Origin of the sequence: Brevundimonas sp. SPF441, assembly GCF_009661015.1 — a bacterium.
In the GTDB taxonomy this organism is placed as follows: Bacteria; Pseudomonadota; Alphaproteobacteria; order Caulobacterales; family Caulobacteraceae; genus Brevundimonas; species Brevundimonas vesicularis.
The window spans coordinates 27,520-49,004 of record NZ_WJWX01000001.1 but is presented as its reverse complement, the minus strand read 5'-3'; the positions used below and the strand labels follow the sequence as shown (position 1 = coordinate 49,004).

Sequence of the window (21,485 nt, the reverse complement as noted above, 5' to 3'; positions counted from 1 at the left end):
TTGACCCAGCCTAGCCTGGTGTCCAGGGAGGCACGCTGTTCACGTTTCACGGCGCACCACGGTCGCCGGGGAACGGCGGCCGGTCCGACGGGTTGACCGAGTCCGCCATCGGAGAACCTCATGCATATCCAGTCCATGATCAGCGCCCACCCTCACGTCAAAGGCTCGACCAACGACGCACTGATCCGCGCCGTCGAGGCGGCCTACGAGTGCGCCGCGACCTGCCGCATCTGCGCCGACGCCTGTCTCGGCGAAGCCATGGTCGCCGATCTCGTCCAATGCATCCGGCTCAACCTCGACTGCGCCGACGTCTGCGCGGCTGCCGGCGCGGTCGGCGCGCGCCGCACGGGGAGCAACGAGGCGGTCATCAAGAGCCTTCTCGAAGCCTGCGCCGACACCTGCGCGGCCTGCGCCGCGGAGTGCGACAAGCACGCGGACATGCACGAGCATTGCCGCATCTGCGCCGAGGCCTGCCGCCGCTGCGAAGAGACATGCCGGGAGGCGGCCGGCACGATCACTCCGTCGAGCCGTTGATGGAGCACCGCCTTCACCGTGCGTGCGCTGACAACGCCCCGCACGAACGGTGAAGGCGGGTCCGGCTATTCCGGGCGAATGGCGGTGACTTCACCCGCGTTGCCCTGAACGGTCAGGTCGAACTGGACGCGATCCCCGACAGCGGCTTGCTGTACCACGGCGGGGTCTGCCGTGAAGCTCATCGTCATGGCTGGCCAGCCGACCGCCGGAATAGCCTCGTGATTGATCGTCACGGTGCCGGCCGCCGTATCCACGGCGGTGACCACGCCTGCGCCGCTGCCGGATTTGGAGCCCGCAGCGGGGGACGTCGCCGTGTCCGCCGCGCCGGCCGCGGAAGCCGTGTCGACGGGAGCGGCAGCGGCCGGTTCGGCGGCCGGGTCCGCGGGTTGGCCGCAGGCCGAAAGCATCATGGCCGCGCCGGCGAGTGAAATAAGGGTTCGGGTCATGGGGTCGCTCCTTGGGTTGAGGGGGTTGAACGGGCCTTGCGGCGCCTGAGGAGAAGGTAACCCGCCGGGATAACGAGCATCGAGAGCAAAGGCGCCGTGATCATGCCCCCCGACAGGGCCGCTCAGACGATAAGCCGATCCCAGCTTCCGTAGTGCTCCTCGCTGCGACGCCCGCGCGGCAGGCTCAGGGCGATCAGCGCCAAACCGGCGATCATGCCTGCGACATCGCCGGTGACACTCGATCCGTGCAGCAGCCACGGCGCGGCGATCAGCCAAAGTCCGAAAAGAATGTTCAGGAACCTCAACGGTCGAGCAACCTCTGCCATTGCTATGATGGCGACCGTCACGACCAGGGCGCCGACGAGATGATCGCTGTCGGCGATGGGCGGAATCGATCCGAGCGACGCCCGTGAGAACATTAGCCAGACCCCGATCAACGCGCTCGCCACGAGCGTCCAGGGAAGGTTGACGCCCCGGATCGAAGAGGCGAAAGCCGCCGGCAGAGGATCGCCAAAACCGGGATGTCTGTCGATGGTCCCACCGGGCAAGGCATCGCCCCGGAAGAAGGTCGACCAGACAGGTCTGCCGCGTCGCTTGTTGAGCACGAGGAACTGTCCCATGGCGACCAGCTCATCGAGTGAATAAGGGATCATGATCAGCATGGCCAAGCCCGCGGCCAGGCAGAGGGTGCAGTAGGTGCCGATGGCGATCGGCTGCATGATGATGAAATAGATGCTGACGACGCCCAACGGCACCACGATGACGCCGAACAGCAACACCATCCATGGCATGGTGCGCCACCGCGCTCGACCGCCCATGGCACCCATCAGAATCTCGATCATGTAGATCATGGTGCCCACTCCCCCGTCGGCCACCGGCCAGGCTTTCGACATGTCGGAGGTGATGATGTGTTCGGCGCCGTTCAGCGCGCCGGGAACGTCGAAGAACGGGTCCCACGCACTGTCGATATGTCCGAGCTGGTAGGCGGTGAGCACCCGCGAAATCACTAGGCCGATCGCGCCCATGACGATGATGGGCATGCGCTGGACGTAGGTCGATGGGCAGTAGCTCCAGCCCGGCGGAGTGTTGGTGCCGTCCATCATCCCTTCCATGCTCATGCCCGGCATCATGGGGATGAGCAGGGTCAGGGCGACCACCAGTGCTCCAACCAGCATGTCGTTGGCGTAGACCGCGGCGCTCGGCGCCCAGAAGAGGAGCGAAGCTCCGAGAAGCCAGACGCCGAGTGCGCCGTTGGCCCATTGGGCCCAGCCGTTTCTGGGCGACATGGACAAGGCCGCGAACATCATGATCAATACGCCGCAGATCAGGTCGTTCCAGCCCGTCAAGGCGTTCCGCAGCGCTGGATCCCAGAGCTCGCGTTCCTCCGTGACGTTCAGAATCGCTGCCGAGAACTCCGTTTGGGTAAATGTCCCGAACACGAACGGGACCGTGGCGAGCCACAGCCCCAGTCCCATCGTCAGCCAGTGAACCCAAAGCATGTCGAAATGCATGCCGCGCATGCCTTGGGCATGGTCCTGGATCATCTGCTGATGTTCAGCCGGCGCCATGTCGTGCGGCCGGGCGGCCGCTTTCTCGGCCTTCTCATCCGCGACGCGGGCCGCGTTCAATCCGTTGGCGCGATACCAGGCATAGGGGTCGTCCTTCAGGCCTTGAACGATGACGGGAAGGCTCCCGCGAAGCGAGCGTCGGGGCGACCAGTCCAGCAGCTGACGCGCTCGCGTCAGATCGAGCGTGTAGTGGTCGTCGGAGATATCGACCATCCAGGGACGGATGAAGGTGTCTTCGTCCAGAACCGTGTTCTGGGCCCAGGCCCCCGCCTTCGCCGCGGCCTTGGGAATGGAATGGGTTTCCCAGGCTTCGTCATGGATAAGGCGTCCCAGAGCGCGCTGCAGATCGTCGTAACTCATCGCGTCGATCTCGCCCAGCAGGAGCGGCAGATCAGGCGGGAGCGCGGCGCGCCGGTCTATGACACGCTCGATGGCGTCGAGCAGATCGTCAAGATGAAGCGAGGGTTGGCCAGTGGCCAGGCTTCCAGGATAGACGTGAGAACTCAGACGCCTCTCGTTTATCCTCGCGATCTGCTGGGCCAGAAAGGCGGAGTGACCGCCGTCATCGTAGATGCCGGCCGGACGCAGGTAGACGGCCGGGATCGCGCCGCGCTGCTCGCGGATCAACTGTTCGGTTCGGATTTTGCTGTCGCGATACGGCAGCGATGCATCGAGCGGCGACTGTTCGTTGATCGGAACGCCCGGCGTCGTGGAGGCATGGATCAGCATCGTGCTGACGAAGACGAACTGTTGGGCCTCGAAGGCCTGTAGGGCACCCAACAGCCGCTCGGTCCCCTTGACCGTGACCTCTTCATATTTGCGGCTGGGCTCGCCCGTCAGGTCGAAATAGCCCGCCAGATGGATGACGGAGGCGATCCGCGCGCCATAGGCGACGCGAACCCGTAGGAACGCCGCTTGAACGCTGGCGTCGTCCGTCAGATCAACGCAGACGCATTCGGCTTCGGCAGGCGGGTGTGGCGGCAAATCGCGATCGAAGCCGATCACCCGATATCTTGCGGACAGATGCCTGACGAGGGCCGAACCGATGAAGCCGCTGGAGCCGGTGATGATGACCGTCTCGCGCTCGTCGGGCGGGGCGTTCACCGGCGGGACCGCCCAAAAAGCTCCAATGCGGGGGCTAGAGGTTGAGGAGGCAGATCGATGGGCCGCAGCAGCCAGGACATGGATATCTGGTCTGACCTCGAGGCCATGCCGCTGGTGTCCCTCATATCCTTCATCTCCCTCATCATCGAACTCGGGTACTTCAAGGTGAGTTCCATCGCTCCGTTCCCTCAGCCGCCGGTTCAGCTTGTCCGCAGGGCTTCGGGCGCCGGGCGGACGGATGATTGAGCCCTTGGTAAGTCAAAAAGTCTCGACGCGGCGGAGAAGCCAAGGCCCTCCGCCGCGTCGCGAACCGTACACCGCGCGGCATGCGGCGCCAGACTGGATCAGGCGGCGGCTACTGCGGCCGGAGTGCCTTAAGTTCACCCGCGCTGCCGACAACGACTAGATCGAACTCGACGCGGTCGCCTACCTTCGCCTGGTCAATCAGGGCGGGCGACGCCGCGAAGCCCATGGTCATCGCGGGCCATCCAAGGCTGGCGATGGGTTCATGCTCGATCGTGATCTTACCGCCCTGCGCGTCGATGGCCGAAATCACGCCGCGAGCGGTTGCGGACTTCTCCTCGGCTGTCGCCGTCGACATGCCGTCCATCTCCGCAGCCGCGGGGGCGGCGGCGGAGTTGGCGTCGACAGGTGTTTCGGTATCCGCCGCGGGCTGCTGACTGCAGGCCGCCAGGAGGATGACCGCCCCGGCGGACAGGCTCAGACGGAGGGCGAGCGTGCGTGAGTTCTCGAACAGGTTTTTCATAGCGTGGCTCCTTGGGAGGGGGTTTGGGTGGGACCTGATTTCCGGCGTCTCAGGAGGAGATAGCCGGCTGGGATGACAAGCATCGACAGGAGGGGGGCGGTCACCATGCCGCCGATGACCGGGGCGGCGATCCGGCTCATGATTTCCGACCCCGCGCCGTGGCCGATCAGGATCGGGAACAGACCGGCCAGGATCACGGCGACCGTCATCGCCTTGGGCCGGACACGCAGAAGGGCGCCTTCGCGAACGGCCTCCTCGACCTGCTGGCGGTCGGGGTCAGGGCCACGATCCTTCAGCGCGTGTTTGAGATAGATCAGCATCACCACGCCGAACTCGGCCGACAGCCCAGCCAGGGCGATGAAGCCGACGCCGGTGGCGACGGACTGGTGAAAGCCGAGCAGATAGAGCAGCCAGATCCCCCCGGTCAGGGCGAACGGCAGGGTGGCCATGATCAGCAGGGCTTCGTCGAAGCGCCCGAACGTCAGGTAGAGCAGGACGAAGATGATCGCCAGCGTGGCCGGGACCACGATCCTGAGCCGCGCGGTCGCCCGTTCGAGATATTCGAACTGGCCCGAGTAGGCGATGCTCACGCCAGGCGTGGGGGTGACGGCACGGGCCACGGCGCGACGCAGATCCGCGACGACCGAGGCCAGGTCGCGTCCCCGCACATCGACATAGACCCAGGTGGTCGGCCGGCCGTTCTCGGACTTCAGCATTGGCGGCCCGTCGGCGATCCGCAGATCGGCGACGGCGCCCAGGGTGATCTGCTGGCCTGAAGGCGTCAGGATCGGCAGGGCTCGCAGTTGTTCCACGCTGTCCCTCAACTCGCGCGGATAGCGCACGCTGATGGGATAGCGCGCCACGCCCTCCACGGTCTGGCCGATGGTTTCGCCGCCGATCGCGCCTGAGACGATCGACCGCACATCGGCGATGTTGAGACCGTAACGCCCCGCCGCGTCGCGGTCGATGTCGATATCGACGTAGCGGCCGCCCGTCAGACGCTCGGCCAGCGCCGAGCTCACGCCCGGCACGGATTGGGCGACCTCGGCGACCTCGGCCGCGACGCGGTCGATCTGACCGAGGTCGGCGCCGGACACCTTGACGCCGACGGGGCTCTTGATCCCCGTCGCCAGCATGTCGATGCGATTGCGGATGGGAGGAACCCAGACATTGGACAACCCCGGAACCTGGACCGCGCGGTCGAGCTCCTCGACCAGCTTCTCCGGCGTCATGCCGCGGCGCCATTCATCGCGCGGTTTGAACTGGATGGTGGTCTCGAACATTTCCAGCGGAGCCGGATCCGTCGCGGTTTCCGCCCGGCCGGCCTTGCCGAACACGGTCGCCACTTCCGGCACCGTGCGGATCATGCGGTCCGTCTGCTGCAGCAGTTCCGCGGCCTTGGCCGCAGAGAGGCCCGGCTGGGCCGAAGGCATATAGAGCAGGTCGCCCTCGTCCATCGCCGGCATGAATTCGCCGCCGAGCTGGCTGAGAGGCCAGGCCGTAGTGGCGAAGACCAGCAAGGCGACCAAGAGAGTTTTCCTTGGGTGACGCAGCACCCAGTCGAGCGGCCCCCGATAGATGTGGGTCAGCCAGCGGTTGATCGGGTTGCTCTGCTCGGCCGGTATCCGTCCCCGGATCAGATAGCCCATCAGAACCGGCACGAGGGTGATCGACAGGATCGCCGCGGCCGCCATGGCGTAGCTCTTGGTGAAGGCCAGCGGCGCGAACAGCCGACCCTCCTGGGCCTGGAGGCTGAACACCGGAATGAACGACAGGGTGATGATCAGCAGACTAAGGAACAGCGCCGGTCCGACCTCCACGGCCGCCTCGGTGATGACCTTCCACCGTTCCTCGCCCGCCAGCTTCTTGTCGGGGTGATCGTGCTCCCATCGCTCGATGTGTTTGTGGGCATTCTCGATCATGACCACTGCCGCGTCGACCATGGCCCCGATGGCGATGGCGATGCCGCCCAGCGACATGATGTTGGCGTTCACGCCCTGAAGATTCATGATCAGGAAGGCCGCCAGCACGCCCAGCGGCAGGGTCAGGATGGCGACCAACGCCGACCGGGCGTGCCAGAGGAACAGGCCGCAGACCAGGGCGACGACAATGAACTCCTCGATCAACTTGCCGCTCAGATTGTCGATCGCCCGGTCGATGAGCTGCGAGCGATCGTAGGTCGTCACCACTTCGACCCCCGGCGGCAATCCGGCTTTGAGCGTCTGGAGTTTCTCGGCGACAGCCGCGATCGTGGCGCGGGCGTTTGCGCCGGATCGCAGGATGACGACGCCGCCGGCGACCTCGCCTTCGCCATTCAGCTCCGCTATGCCGCGCCGCATCTCCGGGCCGATCTGGATGGTCGCGACGTCCCCGAGGCTGATCGGCACGCCTCCAGCCGCCGTGCGGAGCGGCACGGCCCGGAAGTCGTCGAGCTCGGTCAGATAGCCGTTGGCGCGCACCATGTATTCGGCCTCGGCGAGCTGGAGCACCGAGCCGCCCGTCTCGCCGTTGGCGCGCTGGAGAGCTTCGACCACCACCTGATGGGTGACGCCGTAGGACGCGAGCCTGACGGGGTCGAGCACCACCTGGTATTGCCGCACCATGCCGCCCAGACTGGCGACTTCGGCAACACCCGGCACGGTCTTCAACTCATAGCGGAGGAACCAGTCCTGCAGACTGCGCAACTGGGCCAGATCGTTTCGGCCACTGCGGTCGACCAAGGCGTACTCATAAACCCAGCCTACGCCGGTGGCGTCCGGACCAAGTGCCGGTTGGGCGGTCGCGGGAAGTCGCGCCTGCACCTGGCTCAGATATTCGAGGACCCGGGAACGGGCCCAGTAGAGGTCCGTCCCATCCTCGAACAGCACATAGACGAAGCTGTCGCCGAAGAAGGAGTAGCCCCGAACCGTTCGCGCGCCGGGCACCGACAGCATGGTGGTCGCCAGAGGATAGGTGACCTGGTTCTCGACGATCTGGGGGGCCTGCCCCGGATAGCTGGTGCGGATGATGACCTGTACGTCCGACAGGTCCGGCAGGGCGTCGACCGGCGTGCTGCGAACCGCAAACAGGCCGGCGGCCAGCAGAGCGAGCGCGGCCATAAGGACGAGAAAACGTCCCTTGACCGAGGCGCGTATGATCGCGGCGATCATTGCCCCGACCTCTCGCGCGGCGCGGGCGCGGCCATGGATGCGCCCGTCTGGGCGGCGGCGGGCCGGCCGGCCGTCGGCGACGCCGGGGCGCGTGCGGGTCCGGAAGTTTGGCCGATCGGCCGCGCCGTGACGCCTGACAAGCTGGCTTCGGAATCGATCAGGAACTGCCCCGACGCGACGATTCGTTCGCCTTCCCTGAGACCGGCGAGGATCTCGGTCTGTCCGCCGGCTTCCCGTCCGATGCGGACCTCGGCCGGTTGATAGCGGCCCTCCGGCAGGGCGAGCATGACGATGTCACGTTCTCCGGTCCGGATCACCGCCTCGGTCGGCACGAGCAGAGCCGAAGTCGAACCGCCGCCGAAGGTGATCCGGCCGAACATGCCCGGCCTGAGACGCCCTCCCCGATTGGCCATTTCGATCCGCGCGGTGATCGTGCGACTGTCGCCGACGAGCTCCGGCAACAGGGCGGTCAGGCGACCCGTGAACCGCTCGCCCGGGAACGCGGCCAGGGCCACCTCGACGGACTGCCCGGCTCTCAGCTGGTTCGCGAGCGCCTCCGGGATGGCGGCGTTGACCCAGACGGTCGACAGGCCGTTGATCTCGGCCAGGGTCATGCCCTGGGCGACGCTCATGCCGGCGCGCACGCTCAGCGTCTTGATCACGCCGCCAGTGGGCGTCGAGATCGTGATCGTGTTCCGCGCCCGCCCGCTGCGTTCCACAGAAGCGATTACGCCCTCGGACATGCCCAACAGCACCAGTCGCTGCCGCGCCGCCTGGATCAGGGGCGTATTGCCGGTGCGTCGCACGGCGAGATATTCGGTCTGGGCTCCGCCCCAGGACGGAATGAGCAGATCGACCAGAGGGGCGCCCGCGGCGACCACGTCGCCCGGCGCGCGGTTGTAGACGCGCTGGACGAAGCCGTCCGCGCGCGACTGGACCACAGCGATGTCGCGTTCGTTGTAACCTATGATCGCCGTGGCGCTGAGATCGCCCTCCAGGTCGCCACGGCGGGCCGTGGCATATCGGACCCCCAGATTCTGGGCCAGCGCCGGATCGATCCGGACGCCGGGGGTGGCGCTACTTCCCCCCTCATCGGCATACTTGGGGATGGTGTCCATGTTCATCGACGATTTTCCAGGCCCCGGATATCGTTCGTTCGGAACCATGGGATCGTACCAGTAGAGGATCTCGCGCTCCCCTGCCCCCTCGGCGGTCTCGCCGCCGGCCCCATCCAGGCGTGGAGCGACGACGATGCCTGCCCCGACGCCGACCCCGACCAAAAGAAGCGCGCCCATGGCGACGCCCAGGCGTTTGTTGCGAAGGGCGTTCATCGGTCGTCGTTCCCATAGGTGAGAGTGATCTCGACCACCTGACGCTTCACGGCGGCCTCGCGATCGAGCGCGTCGAGCCGGGCGTTGGCCACGGCGGTGAAGGCTTCGAGAACTTCAACGATGCCCGCCCGGCCCGCCGCATAGCTCGCGGTTTCGAGATCGGAACGCTGAAGGACACTGGGCAGAACGACGTCGCGCGACCGGATCCATTGATCGTGAGCGGTCACGTATTCCGCCAGGGCGCTTCGCAGCGACGCGGTCAACACGCGCTCAGCGTCCTCACGCTCGGCGGAGACCCGCAGCGCATCAGCGGCGCGCGCGGCGATGACCGGATCCTGCCTCCGACCGGGAAAGATCGGCAGCCGCACGCTCGCTCCGACGGAGAACAGATCGCCGAACCGCTCATCGCGGCGGGCATAGCTGGCTTGGAACGACCAGTCCGGCCGGCGTCCGGCGCGGGCCAGATCGACCTCGGCTTCGGCGCGGCGCGCGGCGGCTCCATAGGCCCGCACGGTCGGCAGCTGGGCGATGCCGCTCTGTAAGGCGACCAGGTCGAGATCGTCCTGCGGCGGCGGTCCGACCGTCTCGGGATCGGCGTCGCCCGTCCACCGGGCCAGTTCGGCTCGCGCCTTCTCGATGTCGGCGGCGAGACTGCTGCGGCGATCGTCAAGATCCGCCTTGAGCTGAACGGGACCGAGAGCGTTGGCGGGCCGATAGGCGCCGGACACGACTCCGGCCGGGGCGGCGTCCCAGAGGGGTTGCAACGTCGCCAGCAGCTCGTCCAGCGCTGCAAAGCGGAGTTCGGCATAGAACAGGTCGATCCACGCGAGGCCCGCGGCGACCCGGACCTCTCGTCGGGCGACGGACTCCTCAGCGCCGGCGACGCCGATCGCCGCCTCGGCGATGTCTCGCTCGGCGCGACGACGCGCGCGGCTGGGCACTTCCTGCTCGACGCCGATCCTGAGCATGGTGAAGTCTTCATCGAATTGCCCCGCGAACGGCCCGTTCACCGGATATCCGTCGAGACCGACGGAGAGCCGGGGGTCCGGCAGGCGCCCGGCAGCGGGCGCGGCGGCCCGAGCCGCGTCGACGCCCAGAGCGCTGGCTCTCAGGCGCGGCGCCTCGCTGGCGGCGCGGGCCAGAGTCTCGTCGAAGGTCTGGGGGTCGGCACGGGCCGGCGCGGCGCAGAGTCCGAGCACCAGGAGTGCGGCCAGCGGCCAGGGCCGGTCAACGGGGCACGGCCAGCAAGGCCGCCGCAAGCGTCGCGGCAAGGGAACCGCCGGGAGACGGCGCACGACGGAAAACGCCGTGCCGAAGCGAATGATCATGAGAAATCTCGATAACCGCCGCGTCCACCTCGCGGCGAGACGCAGGCGCAGACCTTAGTCGATCGGCGGACGCCGCAAAGCGGGGCGCGGCGTTCCGATCAGCGAAAGCAGTCTACGACAGCGGTTTGGGCGGACTCTTCAGCGGAAGCGGACCCGCGCCTTCCAGCGCGACATCGACCTCGGCGAACGATGTCGCCCCCGATCCGAGCGGATGCTCGAACGCCGGCGCGGGCGGCATCGGCGAGGCGACGGCGGCGCAGCCCCTCTTGGCGATGCAATCCGGCGTCATCTTGCTGCACGGGCCTTCGGCGTCGTCGACGGCTTCGTCCGTCATGTCCATCATCTCGGCGCAGTCGGCCTCCGGCATGGCCGCCGTCGCCTCGAACACCTGAACCGGAGTGGCGTGCGCCGACGACTGGCCGATGAACCCGGCCACCGCGAGGGCGAACAGAAGGACGCGGACGATATTCCACATGGCGGCCGACGATAGGCGCTTCGAGGCCCTTCGAGTCAATACGCGACCCAGCCGGACGGCACGCGGACCGCTTCGGTCGCGACCATGACGAACGCCCTTCATCGCCGTCCGTCGGGAGCACGATCGACCGCAGAACAGCCGCTCTGGTGGCGCTTCAGCGCAGACCCGCTTACGCTGGGGTGGAAGATTCAGGATCTGAGGGGATGGCGTGCCGGACAGACTTCGAGACCTCATCGCGCAATGGCGTAACGATCCCTCGGCGACCTACCAGACCTGGTTCCTGTGGGATGAACGGCTGAAGAATTTCCGGTCGATCCGCCGGGGCATCGGCCAGGTGGTCGAGGAGATCGAGACGGGCCGCTTCGGTGTCGCCTATCGCGGCTCGTCCCTGGAGACCATCGTCCATTCCGTCGCCGAGCAGCGACAGATCTTCAAGGGCGCCGACCACGCCTTTCTGTGGAAGCCCAAGTTGAGGATCCCCGACATCTACGAGAACCCGGCGAACCAGCGCGCCTTCGGCCGCCTGCTGCATCATTGCAGCGGCTGTTCCACAGCCGACGAGCTTCTCTCCGGCATCCGCACGATCGATCAACTCAAGATCAAGGGCCTCGGGCCGGCCGTCGCCAACCTGATCTATTTCCTGCACCCCACGCATGCGCCCCCGTTCAACACCGCCATCGTCAACGGTTACAACGCGATCACCGGCTCGAAGGTGAAGCTCGGCAGCTGGGAACATTATCTGGCCATGCGGGAGGGCCTCCTGGCGCTGAACGCCCGATATCGTGACCTTCTGTCGAACGATCTGGGCGCCCTCGCGGGATTCCTGTTCGATGTCGGCTCCGGGCGGTATCCGGCGCCGCCCCCCGACGGTGACGCGCTTTCGCGCCAGGGGTGGGAGGAACGGCTCGCCCAGGCCCGCGCGGAAGCGGTGAAGTTCGAGAAGGCGTCGGCGCAGCAACGCGAGACGGATCGCACGCACACGGAAATCCAGGCCTGGCTTCGTGATCTGGGACGCGCGCTCGGCTATCGGGTCTGGATCGCCGCCAACGACCGGAGCCGGCTCCATGACGGCGCGCGTCTCGGCGAGGGCTGTCTCGATCAACTTCCGACGGCGCTGGCGAACGGCGCTGGCGCCGAGTCGATCCGTCTGATCGACGTCCTCTGGCTCGATGCCTCGCCGGATCGCGTAGCGGCGGCCTTCGAAGTCGAGCACTCCACCACCATCTATTCCGGCGTGGTGCGCATGCTGGATCTGGCGCTCTCGGGTGAACTCCACACGTCCGCCGGTCTCTTTCTGGTGGCGCCGGACAGCCGGGAAGGCGATGTCCGGGCCCAGCTCCAGCGGCCGGCTTTCAGCCGGATCTCGGACCTGGACGTCCGATATCTGCCCTATGGGGAGTTGGACCGGCACCGGGGATCGATCGCGCGCTTCGGCTCCGACCTGCGAGGCCTGACCGAAATCTCTCACCGCCTGACCTGACCACCCGCCCGCGCCCGGGCGCAACCCGCATCAACTCGAACCGCCTGTCCGCCGAGACGCCCGGAAAGCCTTCAGATCACGCGCTAGGCGGATCCATAGCAGGATGATCCCGGTGATCACGATGCTCAGGGTGAGGAAGGTCGTGATGATGATCAGCGGATGGTTGAAGTTCTCGCCGGTCTTCCAGTCCATGATGTGGAGCCGCCAGAAGAAGTCATAGAACCGCCAGACGCCCGAGCGGCGCGTCACGACCTCTCCGGTGGCCGGCGACAGATAGAAGGTCGTCCGTTCGCGGTCGGCGAAATCGACCCTCCAGAGCGGTCCTGTCCGGCCGGTTTCCTGAGGCGCCGTGGCCAGCAGCACGGCGTCGGACACCTTCGCCTCGCCCTTGTAGCCCGTCCGGGCGAACGCCGAGGCCTCGCCAGCGGACATCGGCCCGAACGGAAGGCCCGTGACGGCGGACACGACGACGGGCTCTCCGTCCGCCGGTTTCAAAGTCCAGGCGGGTCCGCGCGGCGTCGTGCGCAGCTCCGCCTCGACAGGGGCCACGCCCGCGCGACGGGCCACGACGGCGAGGGTCGGAAGAGCTCCAACCTCAAGCAGAGCCGGCTTGAGTTCGGCCGCGCGATGTTCGCTACGCACCGTCTCGATCGGAATGACGGTCATGACCAGACCGCCGCCGACCCAGAACAGAACCTGCAGCCCCACCACGAGGGCGACCCATTTGTGAAGCTGGGTCGACAGCCTGAGAACCTTCATGGAACGAACCCGACTAGCCGTGACGCGCGAAGACGCGTGTGCCGCCGCCCTCGAGGATCAGCAGGGTCTCATAGGGTTCGCGCTGGCCGTCCGGCGTCTCCATGCCCGGCGACCCCAGGGGCATCGCCGGAACCGCCAGGCCCACGGCCTTGGGACGCTCGGCCAGAAGCCGTCGCACGTCCTCGGCCGGCACATGGCCCTCCAGAACATAGCCCCCGATCAGGGCGGTGTGACAGGACGCGAGGGCTTCGGGCACGCCTTGGGTGCTGCGGATCGAGCGGAGACTGGGAAGCTCGCTGATCCGCGCCTCGAAGCCCGCGGCGCGCATGTGATCCACCCAGGCCGTGCAACAGGCGCAGGTCGGCGTCTTGTAGACGGCGAGCTCGTTCGACGCGCGACCGACCGGGGCGCAGGCCGCGACCGCCAGGGCGCCCGTTCCCATGGCGATGAGACTGCGGCGTGAGAGTGGAATGGACTGGGATCCCATGAGACCTCAAGAAAACGATGTGCAAACGGCGCTGACCGTCGCGGTCGCGCTCAGGCCGCCGGACGGAAAGGCCGCGCCGAGGAATGATAGATGTCGAACCTCCACTCGTCACCTCGCTTGCGCAGGACGCTGGTCGCGGCGCCGCGGCGTTCTATGGGAGCTCGCGCGCCGTCCTTGAAGGTGATGTGGTAGGTGTAGGTCTCGCTTACGAAGGCCGTATCGCCATCGACCTCGATCTTCATGTCGTGGTCGCGGAAGTCGAACCCGGCGAGATCGGCGAACTCAGGACCCAGATGGTGCTCCAGATAGTAGGCGAACGATCCCTCCACGCCGCCGTTCTCGAAGATTTCGGAGTCGGACCAGAACAGGGCCGGCGTCTGCGACACATCCATCCGCTCGATGGCGGTCTTGTAGGCGGTGACCACGGCGCGGACCTGTTGTTCGTCCGCGGTCTGGGCCTGCGAGGCGGTGGCGAGGAGAGCGGCGACCGCCAGTCCGGCGAAGGTTGAACGAAACATCGTGGGCGAGGCTCCTGTTTGCCGGCCGCGAAAGGTGTGTCGGACGGGCGTGGGTGAAAAAACGAGAAGGTTGAACGACGGCGCGGCCTTCAGAACATCAGATGTCTCACGCCGTGGGTCAGCATGCCGCCCAAGAGGCCGTTGATCACGACGGCGACGGCGGTGAGCGTCAACAGGCCGATGTAGACTCTCTCGCGCCCGGGCCCCGGCCGGCGGACCCAGTGCTCCTTCGCCCACCAGCTGAGGAGGCCCAGCGCGGCGATCGAAGTGCCGAGCCATCTGTGAGAGGCGTGGGTCGCGTCGTCCCGTCCCGGCATCCCCATGGCGAACCAGCCCAATGCCACTGCGCCGACCGCGGAGATGGCCGCCAAGGCGATGATGACGCGCGTGCCCTGGGTCAGGACCGGACGCCGGAGGGTCAGGGCGGCGATCTCGAGGAGGGCGGCGACGAGGAACAGGGCGATCGGAAAATGCACCGCGGCCGGGTGCATGGCGCCGAGCCAGCGGTACAGGCGCTGCGGCATGGGTTTCGGACCCTCGTCCGCCATCATGGCCCCGTGGTCCATGTCGGCCGCCATGCCGGGCATGGCCGTCATGTCCGATTGCGGCCCCTCGGCGGTCGATGCGGCGCTCTGGCCGCGAACCGCCGGGGCGTCATGATCCTCGTGCGCGATCGCGGGCGCGCTCACCGACAAGGCGAGCGCGAGTCCCAATGCCGGGAAAAATCCGCGTGATGTCATAAACCCTCTCCACTCCTGTCCCTTCTGCTATCTACGCAGCGCGAGGTCCGCCCCCTCGCGCGAGGGATGTCACGGTCTTGGCCGTAGTAGGATGTAGGGGCGCAAGGAGAGTGTTCGATGTCGCTTAAACTGGATGACATTCTGGCCGAGTCCGCGATGACGCCCATCGGCCGGTCGCTCGACGGGCTCGAACCGCTGGTCTGGAGCCGGGTCGAGACGCTTCGCGGCGAAAGACTGGCCACGCAGGTCCGTCTCGGCGCGGTCGCCGTGGCCCTCGCCACCGGTCTGACGGCGGGCGGCGTCGGCGCGGCCGCCGCGCCGAGCCCGCCGGGAGAGATGGCCATCTTCACGGTCGGTGCGGGCCTGTCGCCTCTGGTGAGACTGGAAACCGGGCGGTGATGCGCGGCTGGCGCGCGATCGTCCTGACGGCCGTGCTGGCGGCCGTCGCCAGCGGCGCGGGCACCTGGATCAGCGCCAGCTGGGTGCTGAGCCGGCGCGAGCCGCCGTCCCTGCACGACATCGTGCACCACGATCTCAAGCTGTCGCCTGACCAGTTGACGCGCATCGAGGCGGTCGAGGCCCGGTTCGCAGCGCGTCGGCCCGCGCTCGAAGCCGATGTCCGCGCGGCCAACCTCGAGCTGGCGCGCGCGATCGAACAGAGCGACGGCGACGGTCCCCCGGTTCAGGCCGCGGTTGACCATTTCCACGTCGCCATGGGCGCCCTTCAGAAGGAGACGATAGCCCACGTCTTCGAGATGCGGTCGGTGCTGACCCCTGCCCAGGCCGAGGTCTTCGACGACCGCATCGTGGCGGCTCTCGCGCCCGACGAAGGCTAGCGTTCCGGGTGGAGAGTCCAGCGAACCTGTCAGCGCGCGCCGCCGGCGGCGATCGGGCGGCCTTCGGCGCGCTGATGCAGCAGACCAAGACGGCCCTGTTCCGCTTCGTCCGGCGCTATGTCGGCGACGAACAGGATGCGTGGGATCTGTTGCAGGAGACCTATGCGGCGGCGTGGATCAACATCCGCCGCTATGACCCGACCCGGCCCTTCGAAGCTTGGATCCGGACCATAGCGCTCAACAAATGCCGGGACTGGAGCCGCCGCCGGTTCGTCCGACGCCTGATCCGGGGCGACGTCGATCTGGCATCGCCGGAAGCCTTGGCCGTGGCGAACGGCGACGAGCCGGCGGATGAACGGATGGAGGCCGGCGACCGACTCGCCCGTCTGAACGAGGCGATCAGCCTTTTGCCGCCGCATCTCAAGGCCCCGCTGCTGCTCACCGCGATCGAGGGGCGCAGCCAGGCGGAAGCGGCCGAAATTCTCGGCGTGACCGTCAAGACGGTGGAGACGCGCGTCGCGCGCGCCCGTCGCAAGCTGTTCGATGTCCTGGGCGGCGCGGGCGACGTCCCGCCGGCTCCGAAATGACGCGGATGAAGGCCGGACGGCGAGGGCTGCGGCGCTCGCCCGCGTAAACCAGTATGAAGGCGTCGATGGAAATACCTGACCGTCGCCCTCTTATCAGGAGCTTGCCACATGAGATTGCCGATCCTCGCCGCGGCCGCGGCGGTCACCCTGGGCGCCTGCCAGCCCGCCGCCGAGCCTCAACCGGTGGACGCCGAGCCGACGCCGAACGCTTCAGCGATGGCTCCGATGGAAGCCGTGCCGGCCGCAACCCCCGAGTCGACGCCGCCGCAGGCCGCCACGCCCGCCCCTGCCGCATCAACCCCGGCCGCGCCTCCCAAGGCATCGGCGCCCCGCCCGGCCCCCCGGCCCGCGCCCGCGCCAGAGCCGACACCGCCGCCTGCCGATCCGATGGCCGGCCATGACATGTCGAAGATGGACGGCATGACCATGCCGCCCAAACAGTAGTTCGCTTGAAGTCCAGGAGTTTTCGATGAACCGTTCAATACTCGCCACTCTCGCCGCCCTCGCGGCCTTCGCTCCTCTGTCGGCCGCCCAGGCCCAGAGCCAGTCGCATGCCGGCATGTCGGCGCAGGACCACGCCGCCATGCAGGCGCCGGCCAATGGCGTGGCGACCACTCCGGCGGACAACGCCATGCTGTCCTCCGCCCCGACCACCTTCTCGGCGACTTTCCCGCACGCCATGGTCCTGACGTCCCTTCGCCTGACCGGCGGACCGTCGAACCAGGCGGTCGATGTGGCCCTGTCAGCGGAGGCTGCACCCGCGGTCACGGTCAGCGCCCCGCTTCCGGCCCTCGCGCCCGGCACCTACGCCGCCGCCTGGACCGCGAAGGGCGCCGACGGCCATCAGATGAACGGCGTCGTCCGTTTCATGGTTCACTGAGGAGGCGGCCTCCCGCCTCCTGAGGGGCCGAAACCGAAGTGGGGAACGCCGCGCGGCGAGCCGCGCGGCGTTTTTCTTGCGCGATCGGATCGTCGATCTGGCGCACCTCGATCGCGGGCGGCTTAAAAGCGACGCGGCGGTATCCCGCACGCCGAACCCTTCATTCACGCTGAGTGTGAAGCGCAGGCAGACAACGCGCCAGGCCCGTCAAGGTCCTGACCACCACGTCGGCGTCGCTGCGACGGGGTTCGGCCTCAAGGGCCCGTTCCGGATCATACAGCACGGTCCGACAGCCCAGAGCCTTGGCCGGACGGATGTCCCATTCGAGGCTGTCGCCGATCACGCAGACCTCGGGGGCCTCGACGGCCAGGGCGGCGAACGCACGCCTGAACGCGTCGGGAAAGGGCTTTCCCACGCCGACTTCGCCCTCGATCTGAATGTGATCGAAATACGGTTCGAGACCGAACCGTTCGATCTTGGCGCGCTGCAACGGTCCGGCGCCGTTGGTGAGAAGCGCGAGGCGATAGCCCGCGTCGCGCAAGTCGAGCAGCAGGGCCTCAGCCCCCGCCTCGAGCCGCATCTCTTCGTCCCGCCGCCGGCTGAAGGCGTCGGCGAGGCTCGAGACCGTTTCGCAAGCCGGTGCGGGATGGCCTTCCCGAAGCAGGGTCTCGAAGGCCGCTGTCGCGATGAGGCGCCGCGCGTGTCGTGGGTCGGCGCGACCCAACTCATGACACCGCGGGTCGCGCCAGAACGCCTGCCCGGCCCGCGTGAGCGCCTGCGCCGCGATATCCGGGGCGAGGCCGCCCAGCTCGGCTTGCATCATCAAGCAGACGCTCCGCCAAGCCAGATCCGGCCGGCGGTAGGCCGAGAGCAGGGTGTCGTCGAGGTCGATGACCACGGCCGAGAGGGGCCGCGGCCTCACCGAGACCTCCCCGTCCTTTCCAGCCGCCGAGACCGGGGACGCCGCGCCTCGGCGACGATCCGCGACCGCCTATCGGGGCCAAGGATCAGACGAGGCCCGCCGCCGCCGACCTTCGCTAGAACCACGTCCGGATGCCGACGACGAGGCGCGTGTCTTCCGAGCTTCGCCCATCGGCTTCGAGGAAGTCCGCCGTATTCCCGAAGCTCTTGGTCCATTCCAGGCCGACATAGGGGGCGAACTCCTTGTGGAATTCGTACCGCAGCCGAGCCCCGATCTGGAGCGACGTCAGGCCGGATCCAATCCGGAGCTCGGGGATGTCCTCGGCCGACAGCACGACTTCAGCGCGAGGCTGCACGATCCAGCGGTTGGTGATCCGCTGATCGTATTCGGCCTCCGCCCTCGCCGTGAGTTCACCCTTGTTGGAGAGGAAGGCCGCCGCATCGACTTCGAACCAGTAAGGCGCGAGGCCCTGGACGCCCACGACCAGATCGGTTCGGTCGCCTTCCGGACGGTAGGTCTGCCGCAGACCCGTCTGGAAGTCGAAGAACGGCCGGAACGCCCGGCTGTAGAGGGCCTGGATCTCGGCTTCCTCGACCTCGCCGTCGAAGTCGCCCTCGACTTCCGACTTCCACCAGAAGCGGTTGATGTCGCCGCCGGTCCAGCCCTGCGCGTCCAGCGCGTAGCCTTCTTCGCCGTCTCCGAAACTCGCTTCGAGCTGGTCGATGATCACCGCGGTGGTCCGCACGTCGCCATTCTCGACGCGAAGCTGTTCGCGGGCCGCCGCCATCTCCGCGGGATCGAACAGGGTATCGGCGGCGTGAGCGGGGCCGCTGGTCGCCCCGGGCGGAAGGGGCATTTCCGGAGGGCGTCCCGGGTTGTCCGCGCTGGTCGGCACGTCGGGCGGCATCGCCATGGTCGACATGTCATGACCCGGGGGCATCTGCCCCATGGTCGACATTTCATGTCCCGCCGGCATGGCCGGCGCTGGCGCGGTCTGGCCCATCGTCGACATGTCGTGCCCGGCGTGGGGATCCCGCTGACCGGCGGCGGCCGGCTGTTGGCCGCTCTGCATGGTCGACATGTCGTGGCCCGCCGGCATGGCCGGCGCGGGCGCGGTCTGGCTCATCATCGCCATGTCGTGCCCGGCGTGGGGATCCGGCTGACCGGCGGCGGCCGGCTGTTGGCCGCTCTGCATGGTCGACATGTCATGTCCCGCCTGCATGGCCGGCGCGGGCGCGGCCTGCCGCATCGTCGACATGTCGTGCCCGGCGTGCGGGTCCGCCTGGCCGGCGGCGGCCGGCTGCTGGCCGCTCTGCATGGTCGACATGTCATGTCCCGCCGGCATGGCCGGCGCCGGCGCGGTCTGGCCCATCGTCGACATGTCGTGCCCGGCGTGGGGGTCCGCCGACGCCGGCGCGCGCTCGGGCACGGCGCCGGTTGGGCAGGCCGGCGCCCCGAGCGTTCCGACGCGGGAGGGATCCGCCGTCGGCGCGCCGCGCCGGACGCAACCGGCGGGCAGCTGGACGGCGGGCTGGACGGCGTTAGCCGCCGCGCCGTACCCGGCGTGGCTCTGGGCGAACACCGGGGCGGCCGAGGCCGCGAGGAGCAGAGGGACGAGACCCACGGACCGACGGATCATGACGAGGCTCCTGTCATCGGGCGGACGGTGACGACGTTGAACATGCCCGCGTGCATGTGCATCAGCATGTGGCAGTGGAAGGCCCAGTCGCCCGGTGCGTCGGCGGTCAGATCGAAGGTCACCTTGCCGCCGGGGGCGACGTTGACGGTATGCTTGAGCGGCTGATGCCCGGCCGGTCCGCCCGTGACCAACTCAAAGAAGTGGCCATGCAGGTGGATTGGGTGAGCCATCATGGTGTCGTTGACGAGGGTCACCCGCACTCGCTCATTGCGCTCGAAACGGATGGGCTCGACCAACTCACTGAACTTGCGGCCGTCGAAGCCCCACATGAACCGCTCCATATTACCGGTCAGGTGGATTTCCATCGTGCGCGACGGGGGGCGCTGGTCCCTGTTGGGGACTAGCGACACCAAGTCGGTATAGACCAGCACCCGGTGCGGGACGTCTTCCAGCCCCATCGGCCGTTCACCCAGGCGATTGGCCGGATCCATGGCGATGGCGTCTACGCCGACGCCAACCGCCATGTCTGGCGGAGCGTTTTCAGGGTCGCGCATGTTCATTCCGCTCATGGACATGCCGCCCATGTCTCCCATCGGAGCCCCGCCTTGCGTCGAGGCTCCATGATCCATGCCGGTCATCGCGCCATGATCCATTCCGGACATGCCGTCCATCGAACCGTGATCCATTCCGCCCATGCCCATGTCGCGCATGGTCAGATTAGGAACCTCCCGAAGCGGCGGGACCTCGGCCGTCATGCCCAGACGCGGCGCCAGGGTCGCCCGGCCCATGCCTGAGCGGTCGATCGCCTCGGACACGATTGTGTAGGCACGATCTTCCGTCGGCCGGACGATGACGTCGTAGGTCTCCGCCACCGAAATCTGGAACTCATCGGTCTCGACCGGGCGCACGTTCTCGCCGTCGGCCTGGACCACGGTCATCGACAGGCCGGGGATGCGGACGTTGAAGATCGACATGGCCGAGGCGTTGATGATGCGCAGTCGCACCCGTTCGCCGGGTCGGAACAGGCCGGTCCAGTTCTCCTGCGGGCCGTGTCCATTGATCAGATAGGTGTAGGTCGTCCCATTCACGTCGAGGATGTCGCGCGGGTCCATCCGCATCTGGCCCCACATGCGCCGTTCCTCCAGGCTCATGCGGTCCTCGCCGGAGAAGAGGCCCGCCAGGGTCGTGCGCTGCCGGTTGAAGTAGCCGGGGCTCTTCTTCAGCTTGTCGAGGATTTCGTGCGGATGCATGAAACTCCAGTCCGACAGGACCAGCACATGCTCGCGGTCGTAGGCGACCGGATCGGCGCCGGCCGGATCGATGACGATCGGCCCGTAGTGGCCGAGCGCCTCCTGCAGGCCGGAGTGGCTGTGATACCAGAAGGTGCCGGACTGCCTGATCGGAAACTCGTAGACGAAGGTCTCGCGCGGCTTGATGCCTGGGAAGCTGATCCCGGGCACCCCGTCCATCTGGAAGGGTAGAAGAATCCCATGCCAGTGGATCGAGGTGTCTTCGTCCAGGGTGTTCGTCACCGCCAGACGGACGTTCTGGCCTTCGCGCAGCCGCAACACCGGCGCCGGCAGCACGCCGTTGATGGTCGTGGCCGTCGCGGTGCGCCCGTTCACGGTGAAGGGCGTCTGACCGATGGTCAGATCGATATTCGGCCCAGTCAGGGTAGGCAGGTCCGACCGCAGCCCCGGCGAGCCCGTCTGCGCCCAGGCGGGCATCAGGCCCTGCAAGGCGGCGAGACCGCCGCCCGCGACGGCGCCGCGCAGCAGCAGTCGACGATCCAGCTTCATAAGATACTCCTCAAAGTCAGAACCGCGCCTCGGCGAGGCGACGATCTATATGGTTTTACGCAGGCGACCCGGTCGGCCCTCGCGACACGCTGCCGCAGAGCCGACCGGGCCGGAAACTCCCGTCGCCTAGCGCTGGA

General features: G+C 67.6%; 22 protein-coding genes. 8 read left to right on the top strand and 14 right to left on the bottom strand.

What is annotated here, in order from left to right; translation table 11 throughout:
* Positions 1-120 precede the first annotated feature (120 nt).
* Positions 121-534, top strand: coding sequence for a four-helix bundle copper-binding protein (locus GGC30_RS00215; protein WP_153921635.1), 414 nt, complete (start codon positions 121-123; stop codon positions 532-534).
* Positions 535-599: 65 nt separating this feature from the next.
* Here GGC30_RS00215 and GGC30_RS00210 read toward each other — a convergent pair whose 3' ends face one another.
* On the bottom strand, positions 600-980 hold the full coding sequence (locus tag GGC30_RS00210) for a copper-binding protein (protein ID WP_153921631.1): 381 nt from the start codon (positions 978-980) through the stop codon (positions 600-602).
* A gap of 122 nt (positions 981-1,102) precedes the next feature.
* Positions 1,103-3,652: an NAD-dependent epimerase/dehydratase family protein gene (locus tag GGC30_RS00205; protein ID WP_370451799.1), complete on the bottom strand. Its 2,550-nt coding sequence runs from the start codon at positions 3,650-3,652 to the stop codon at positions 1,103-1,105.
* A gap of 57 nt (positions 3,653-3,709) precedes the next feature.
* Between GGC30_RS00205 and GGC30_RS00200 the strand changes: the two genes are divergently transcribed.
* Positions 3,710-3,898 (top strand): hypothetical protein, encoded by a 189-nt coding sequence (locus GGC30_RS00200; protein WP_153921625.1) that lies wholly within the window; start codon positions 3,710-3,712, stop codon positions 3,896-3,898.
* Positions 3,899-4,007: 109 nt separating this feature from the next.
* Here the strand turns inward: GGC30_RS00200 and GGC30_RS16595 are convergent, their stop codons facing one another.
* The 5 genes from GGC30_RS16595 to GGC30_RS00175 all read right to left on the bottom strand — a co-directional run bounded on the left by GGC30_RS16595 (position 4,008) and on the right by GGC30_RS00175 (position 10,701).
* Complete coding sequence (locus GGC30_RS16595) at positions 4,008-4,418, bottom strand: copper-binding protein (protein WP_153921623.1); 411 nt, start codon at positions 4,416-4,418, stop codon at positions 4,008-4,010.
* Positions 4,415-7,567, bottom strand: coding sequence for an efflux RND transporter permease subunit (locus tag GGC30_RS00190; protein ID WP_153921620.1), 3,153 nt, complete (start codon positions 7,565-7,567; stop codon positions 4,415-4,417). Before GGC30_RS00190 ends, GGC30_RS16595 begins: the two co-directional genes overlap by 4 nt.
* On the bottom strand, positions 7,564-8,898 hold the full coding sequence (locus GGC30_RS00185; protein ID WP_082854040.1) for an efflux RND transporter periplasmic adaptor subunit: 1,335 nt from the start codon (positions 8,896-8,898) through the stop codon (positions 7,564-7,566). Before GGC30_RS00185 ends, GGC30_RS00190 begins: the two co-directional genes overlap by 4 nt.
* Positions 8,895-10,226, bottom strand: coding sequence for a TolC family protein (locus GGC30_RS00180; RefSeq protein ID WP_153921617.1), 1,332 nt, complete (start codon positions 10,224-10,226; stop codon positions 8,895-8,897). Before GGC30_RS00180 ends, GGC30_RS00185 begins: the two co-directional genes overlap by 4 nt.
* Before the next feature lie 112 nt (positions 10,227-10,338).
* Positions 10,339-10,701 carry a hypothetical protein gene (locus GGC30_RS00175; protein WP_153921614.1) on the bottom strand — a complete coding sequence of 121 codons (363 nt, stop codon included), beginning with the start codon at positions 10,699-10,701 and terminating at the stop codon, positions 10,339-10,341.
* 208 nt (positions 10,702-10,909) lie between these two features.
* On the opposite strand from GGC30_RS00175, the gene GGC30_RS00170 reads away from it, so the two are divergent.
* Complete coding sequence (locus GGC30_RS00170; protein WP_183217322.1) at positions 10,910-12,181, top strand: type II restriction endonuclease; 1,272 nt, start codon at positions 10,910-10,912, stop codon at positions 12,179-12,181.
* A gap of 30 nt (positions 12,182-12,211) precedes the next feature.
* Here the strand turns inward: GGC30_RS00170 and GGC30_RS00165 are convergent, their stop codons facing one another.
* The 4 genes from GGC30_RS00165 to GGC30_RS16205 all read right to left on the bottom strand — a co-directional run bounded on the left by GGC30_RS00165 (position 12,212) and on the right by GGC30_RS16205 (position 14,685).
* Complete coding sequence (locus GGC30_RS00165) at positions 12,212-12,940, bottom strand: PepSY domain-containing protein (RefSeq protein WP_066551051.1); 729 nt, start codon at positions 12,938-12,940, stop codon at positions 12,212-12,214.
* Positions 12,941-12,953: 13 nt separating this feature from the next.
* Positions 12,954-13,427, bottom strand: a complete 474-nt coding sequence (locus tag GGC30_RS00160) for a DUF411 domain-containing protein (protein WP_082382653.1) — start codon at positions 13,425-13,427, stop codon at positions 12,954-12,956.
* Between the two features lie 50 nt (positions 13,428-13,477).
* Entirely contained in the window at positions 13,478-13,945 is a 468-nt protein-coding gene (locus GGC30_RS16210; protein WP_054765336.1) for a nuclear transport factor 2 family protein, read from the bottom strand.
* 89 nt (positions 13,946-14,034) lie between these two features.
* Entirely contained in the window at positions 14,035-14,685 is a 651-nt protein-coding gene (locus GGC30_RS16205) for a DUF2231 domain-containing protein (RefSeq protein WP_054765335.1), read from the bottom strand.
* A gap of 117 nt (positions 14,686-14,802) precedes the next feature.
* Between GGC30_RS16205 and GGC30_RS00150 the strand changes: the two genes are divergently transcribed.
* From GGC30_RS00150 to GGC30_RS00130, 5 genes are all read left to right on the top strand, one after another.
* Positions 14,803-15,084: a hypothetical protein gene (locus GGC30_RS00150; protein WP_228763503.1), complete on the top strand. Its 282-nt coding sequence runs from the start codon at positions 14,803-14,805 to the stop codon at positions 15,082-15,084.
* Entirely contained in the window at positions 15,084-15,521 is a 438-nt protein-coding gene (locus GGC30_RS00145) for a Spy/CpxP family protein refolding chaperone (RefSeq protein ID WP_054765334.1), read from the top strand. The genes GGC30_RS00150 and GGC30_RS00145 overlap by 1 nt, the downstream gene beginning before the upstream one ends.
* An 8-nt stretch (positions 15,522-15,529) precedes the next feature.
* On the top strand, positions 15,530-16,108 hold the full coding sequence (locus GGC30_RS00140) for an RNA polymerase sigma factor (RefSeq protein WP_054765333.1): 579 nt from the start codon (positions 15,530-15,532) through the stop codon (positions 16,106-16,108).
* A gap of 108 nt (positions 16,109-16,216) precedes the next feature.
* Entirely contained in the window at positions 16,217-16,552 is a 336-nt protein-coding gene (locus tag GGC30_RS16385; protein ID WP_153921611.1) for a hypothetical protein, read from the top strand.
* 25 nt (positions 16,553-16,577) lie between these two features.
* Positions 16,578-16,988, top strand: coding sequence for a copper resistance CopC family protein (locus GGC30_RS00130; RefSeq protein WP_066551038.1), 411 nt, complete (start codon positions 16,578-16,580; stop codon positions 16,986-16,988).
* A gap of 160 nt (positions 16,989-17,148) precedes the next feature.
* On the opposite strand, the gene GGC30_RS00125 is transcribed toward GGC30_RS00130, so the two are convergent.
* From GGC30_RS00125 to GGC30_RS00115, 3 genes are all read right to left on the bottom strand, one after another.
* On the bottom strand, positions 17,149-17,886 hold the full coding sequence (locus tag GGC30_RS00125; RefSeq protein WP_066551037.1) for an HAD family hydrolase: 738 nt from the start codon (positions 17,884-17,886) through the stop codon (positions 17,149-17,151).
* A gap of 139 nt (positions 17,887-18,025) precedes the next feature.
* Positions 18,026-19,549 carry a copper resistance protein B gene (locus GGC30_RS00120; RefSeq protein WP_228763502.1) on the bottom strand — a complete coding sequence of 508 codons (1,524 nt, stop codon included), beginning with the start codon at positions 19,547-19,549 and terminating at the stop codon, positions 18,026-18,028.
* The gene (locus GGC30_RS00115) at positions 19,546-21,348 is read right to left on the bottom strand and encodes a copper resistance system multicopper oxidase (RefSeq protein ID WP_153921608.1); all 1,803 of its coding nucleotides are present in this window, start codon (positions 21,346-21,348) and stop codon (positions 19,546-19,548) included. Before GGC30_RS00115 ends, GGC30_RS00120 begins: the two co-directional genes overlap by 4 nt.
* Positions 21,349-21,485: the final 137 nt, after the last annotated feature.

Excerpts from the sequence above, each read along its gene's own strand:
- GGC30_RS16205 (WP_054765335.1), bottom strand. The coding sequence starts at position 14,685 with ATGACATCACGCGGATTTTTCCCGGCATTGGGACTCGCGCTCGCCTTG.
- GGC30_RS16210 (WP_054765336.1), bottom strand. The coding sequence starts at position 13,945 with ATGTTTCGTTCAACCTTCGCCGGACTGGCGGTCGCCGCTCTCCTCGCC.
- GGC30_RS00200 (WP_153921625.1), top strand. The coding sequence starts at position 3,710 with ATGGGCCGCAGCAGCCAGGACATGGATATCTGGTCTGACCTCGAGGCC.
- GGC30_RS16595 (WP_153921623.1), bottom strand. The coding sequence starts at position 4,418 with ATGAAAAACCTGTTCGAGAACTCACGCACGCTCGCCCTCCGTCTGAGC.
- GGC30_RS00145 (WP_054765334.1), top strand. The coding sequence starts at position 15,084 with ATGCGCGGCTGGCGCGCGATCGTCCTGACGGCCGTGCTGGCGGCCGTC.
- GGC30_RS00130 (WP_066551038.1), top strand. The coding sequence starts at position 16,578 with ATGAACCGTTCAATACTCGCCACTCTCGCCGCCCTCGCGGCCTTCGCT.
- GGC30_RS00215 (WP_153921635.1), top strand. The coding sequence starts at position 121 with ATGCATATCCAGTCCATGATCAGCGCCCACCCTCACGTCAAAGGCTCG.
- GGC30_RS00190 (WP_153921620.1), bottom strand. The coding sequence starts at position 7,567 with ATGATCGCCGCGATCATACGCGCCTCGGTCAAGGGACGTTTTCTCGTC.
- GGC30_RS00180 (WP_153921617.1), bottom strand. The coding sequence starts at position 10,226 with ATGATCATTCGCTTCGGCACGGCGTTTTCCGTCGTGCGCCGTCTCCCG.
- GGC30_RS00210 (WP_153921631.1), bottom strand. The coding sequence starts at position 980 with ATGACCCGAACCCTTATTTCACTCGCCGGCGCGGCCATGATGCTTTCG.
- GGC30_RS00150 (WP_228763503.1), top strand. The coding sequence starts at position 14,803 with ATGTCGCTTAAACTGGATGACATTCTGGCCGAGTCCGCGATGACGCCC.
- GGC30_RS00120 (WP_228763502.1), bottom strand. The coding sequence starts at position 19,549 with ATGATCCGTCGGTCCGTGGGTCTCGTCCCTCTGCTCCTCGCGGCCTCG.
- GGC30_RS00160 (WP_082382653.1), bottom strand. The coding sequence starts at position 13,427 with ATGGGATCCCAGTCCATTCCACTCTCACGCCGCAGTCTCATCGCCATG.
- GGC30_RS00185 (WP_082854040.1), bottom strand. The coding sequence starts at position 8,898 with ATGAACGCCCTTCGCAACAAACGCCTGGGCGTCGCCATGGGCGCGCTT.
- GGC30_RS00165 (WP_066551051.1), bottom strand. The coding sequence starts at position 12,940 with ATGAAGGTTCTCAGGCTGTCGACCCAGCTTCACAAATGGGTCGCCCTC.
- GGC30_RS00175 (WP_153921614.1), bottom strand. The coding sequence starts at position 10,701 with ATGTGGAATATCGTCCGCGTCCTTCTGTTCGCCCTCGCGGTGGCCGGG.
- GGC30_RS00115 (WP_153921608.1), bottom strand. The coding sequence starts at position 21,348 with ATGAAGCTGGATCGTCGACTGCTGCTGCGCGGCGCCGTCGCGGGCGGC.
- GGC30_RS16385 (WP_153921611.1), top strand. The coding sequence starts at position 16,217 with ATGAGATTGCCGATCCTCGCCGCGGCCGCGGCGGTCACCCTGGGCGCC.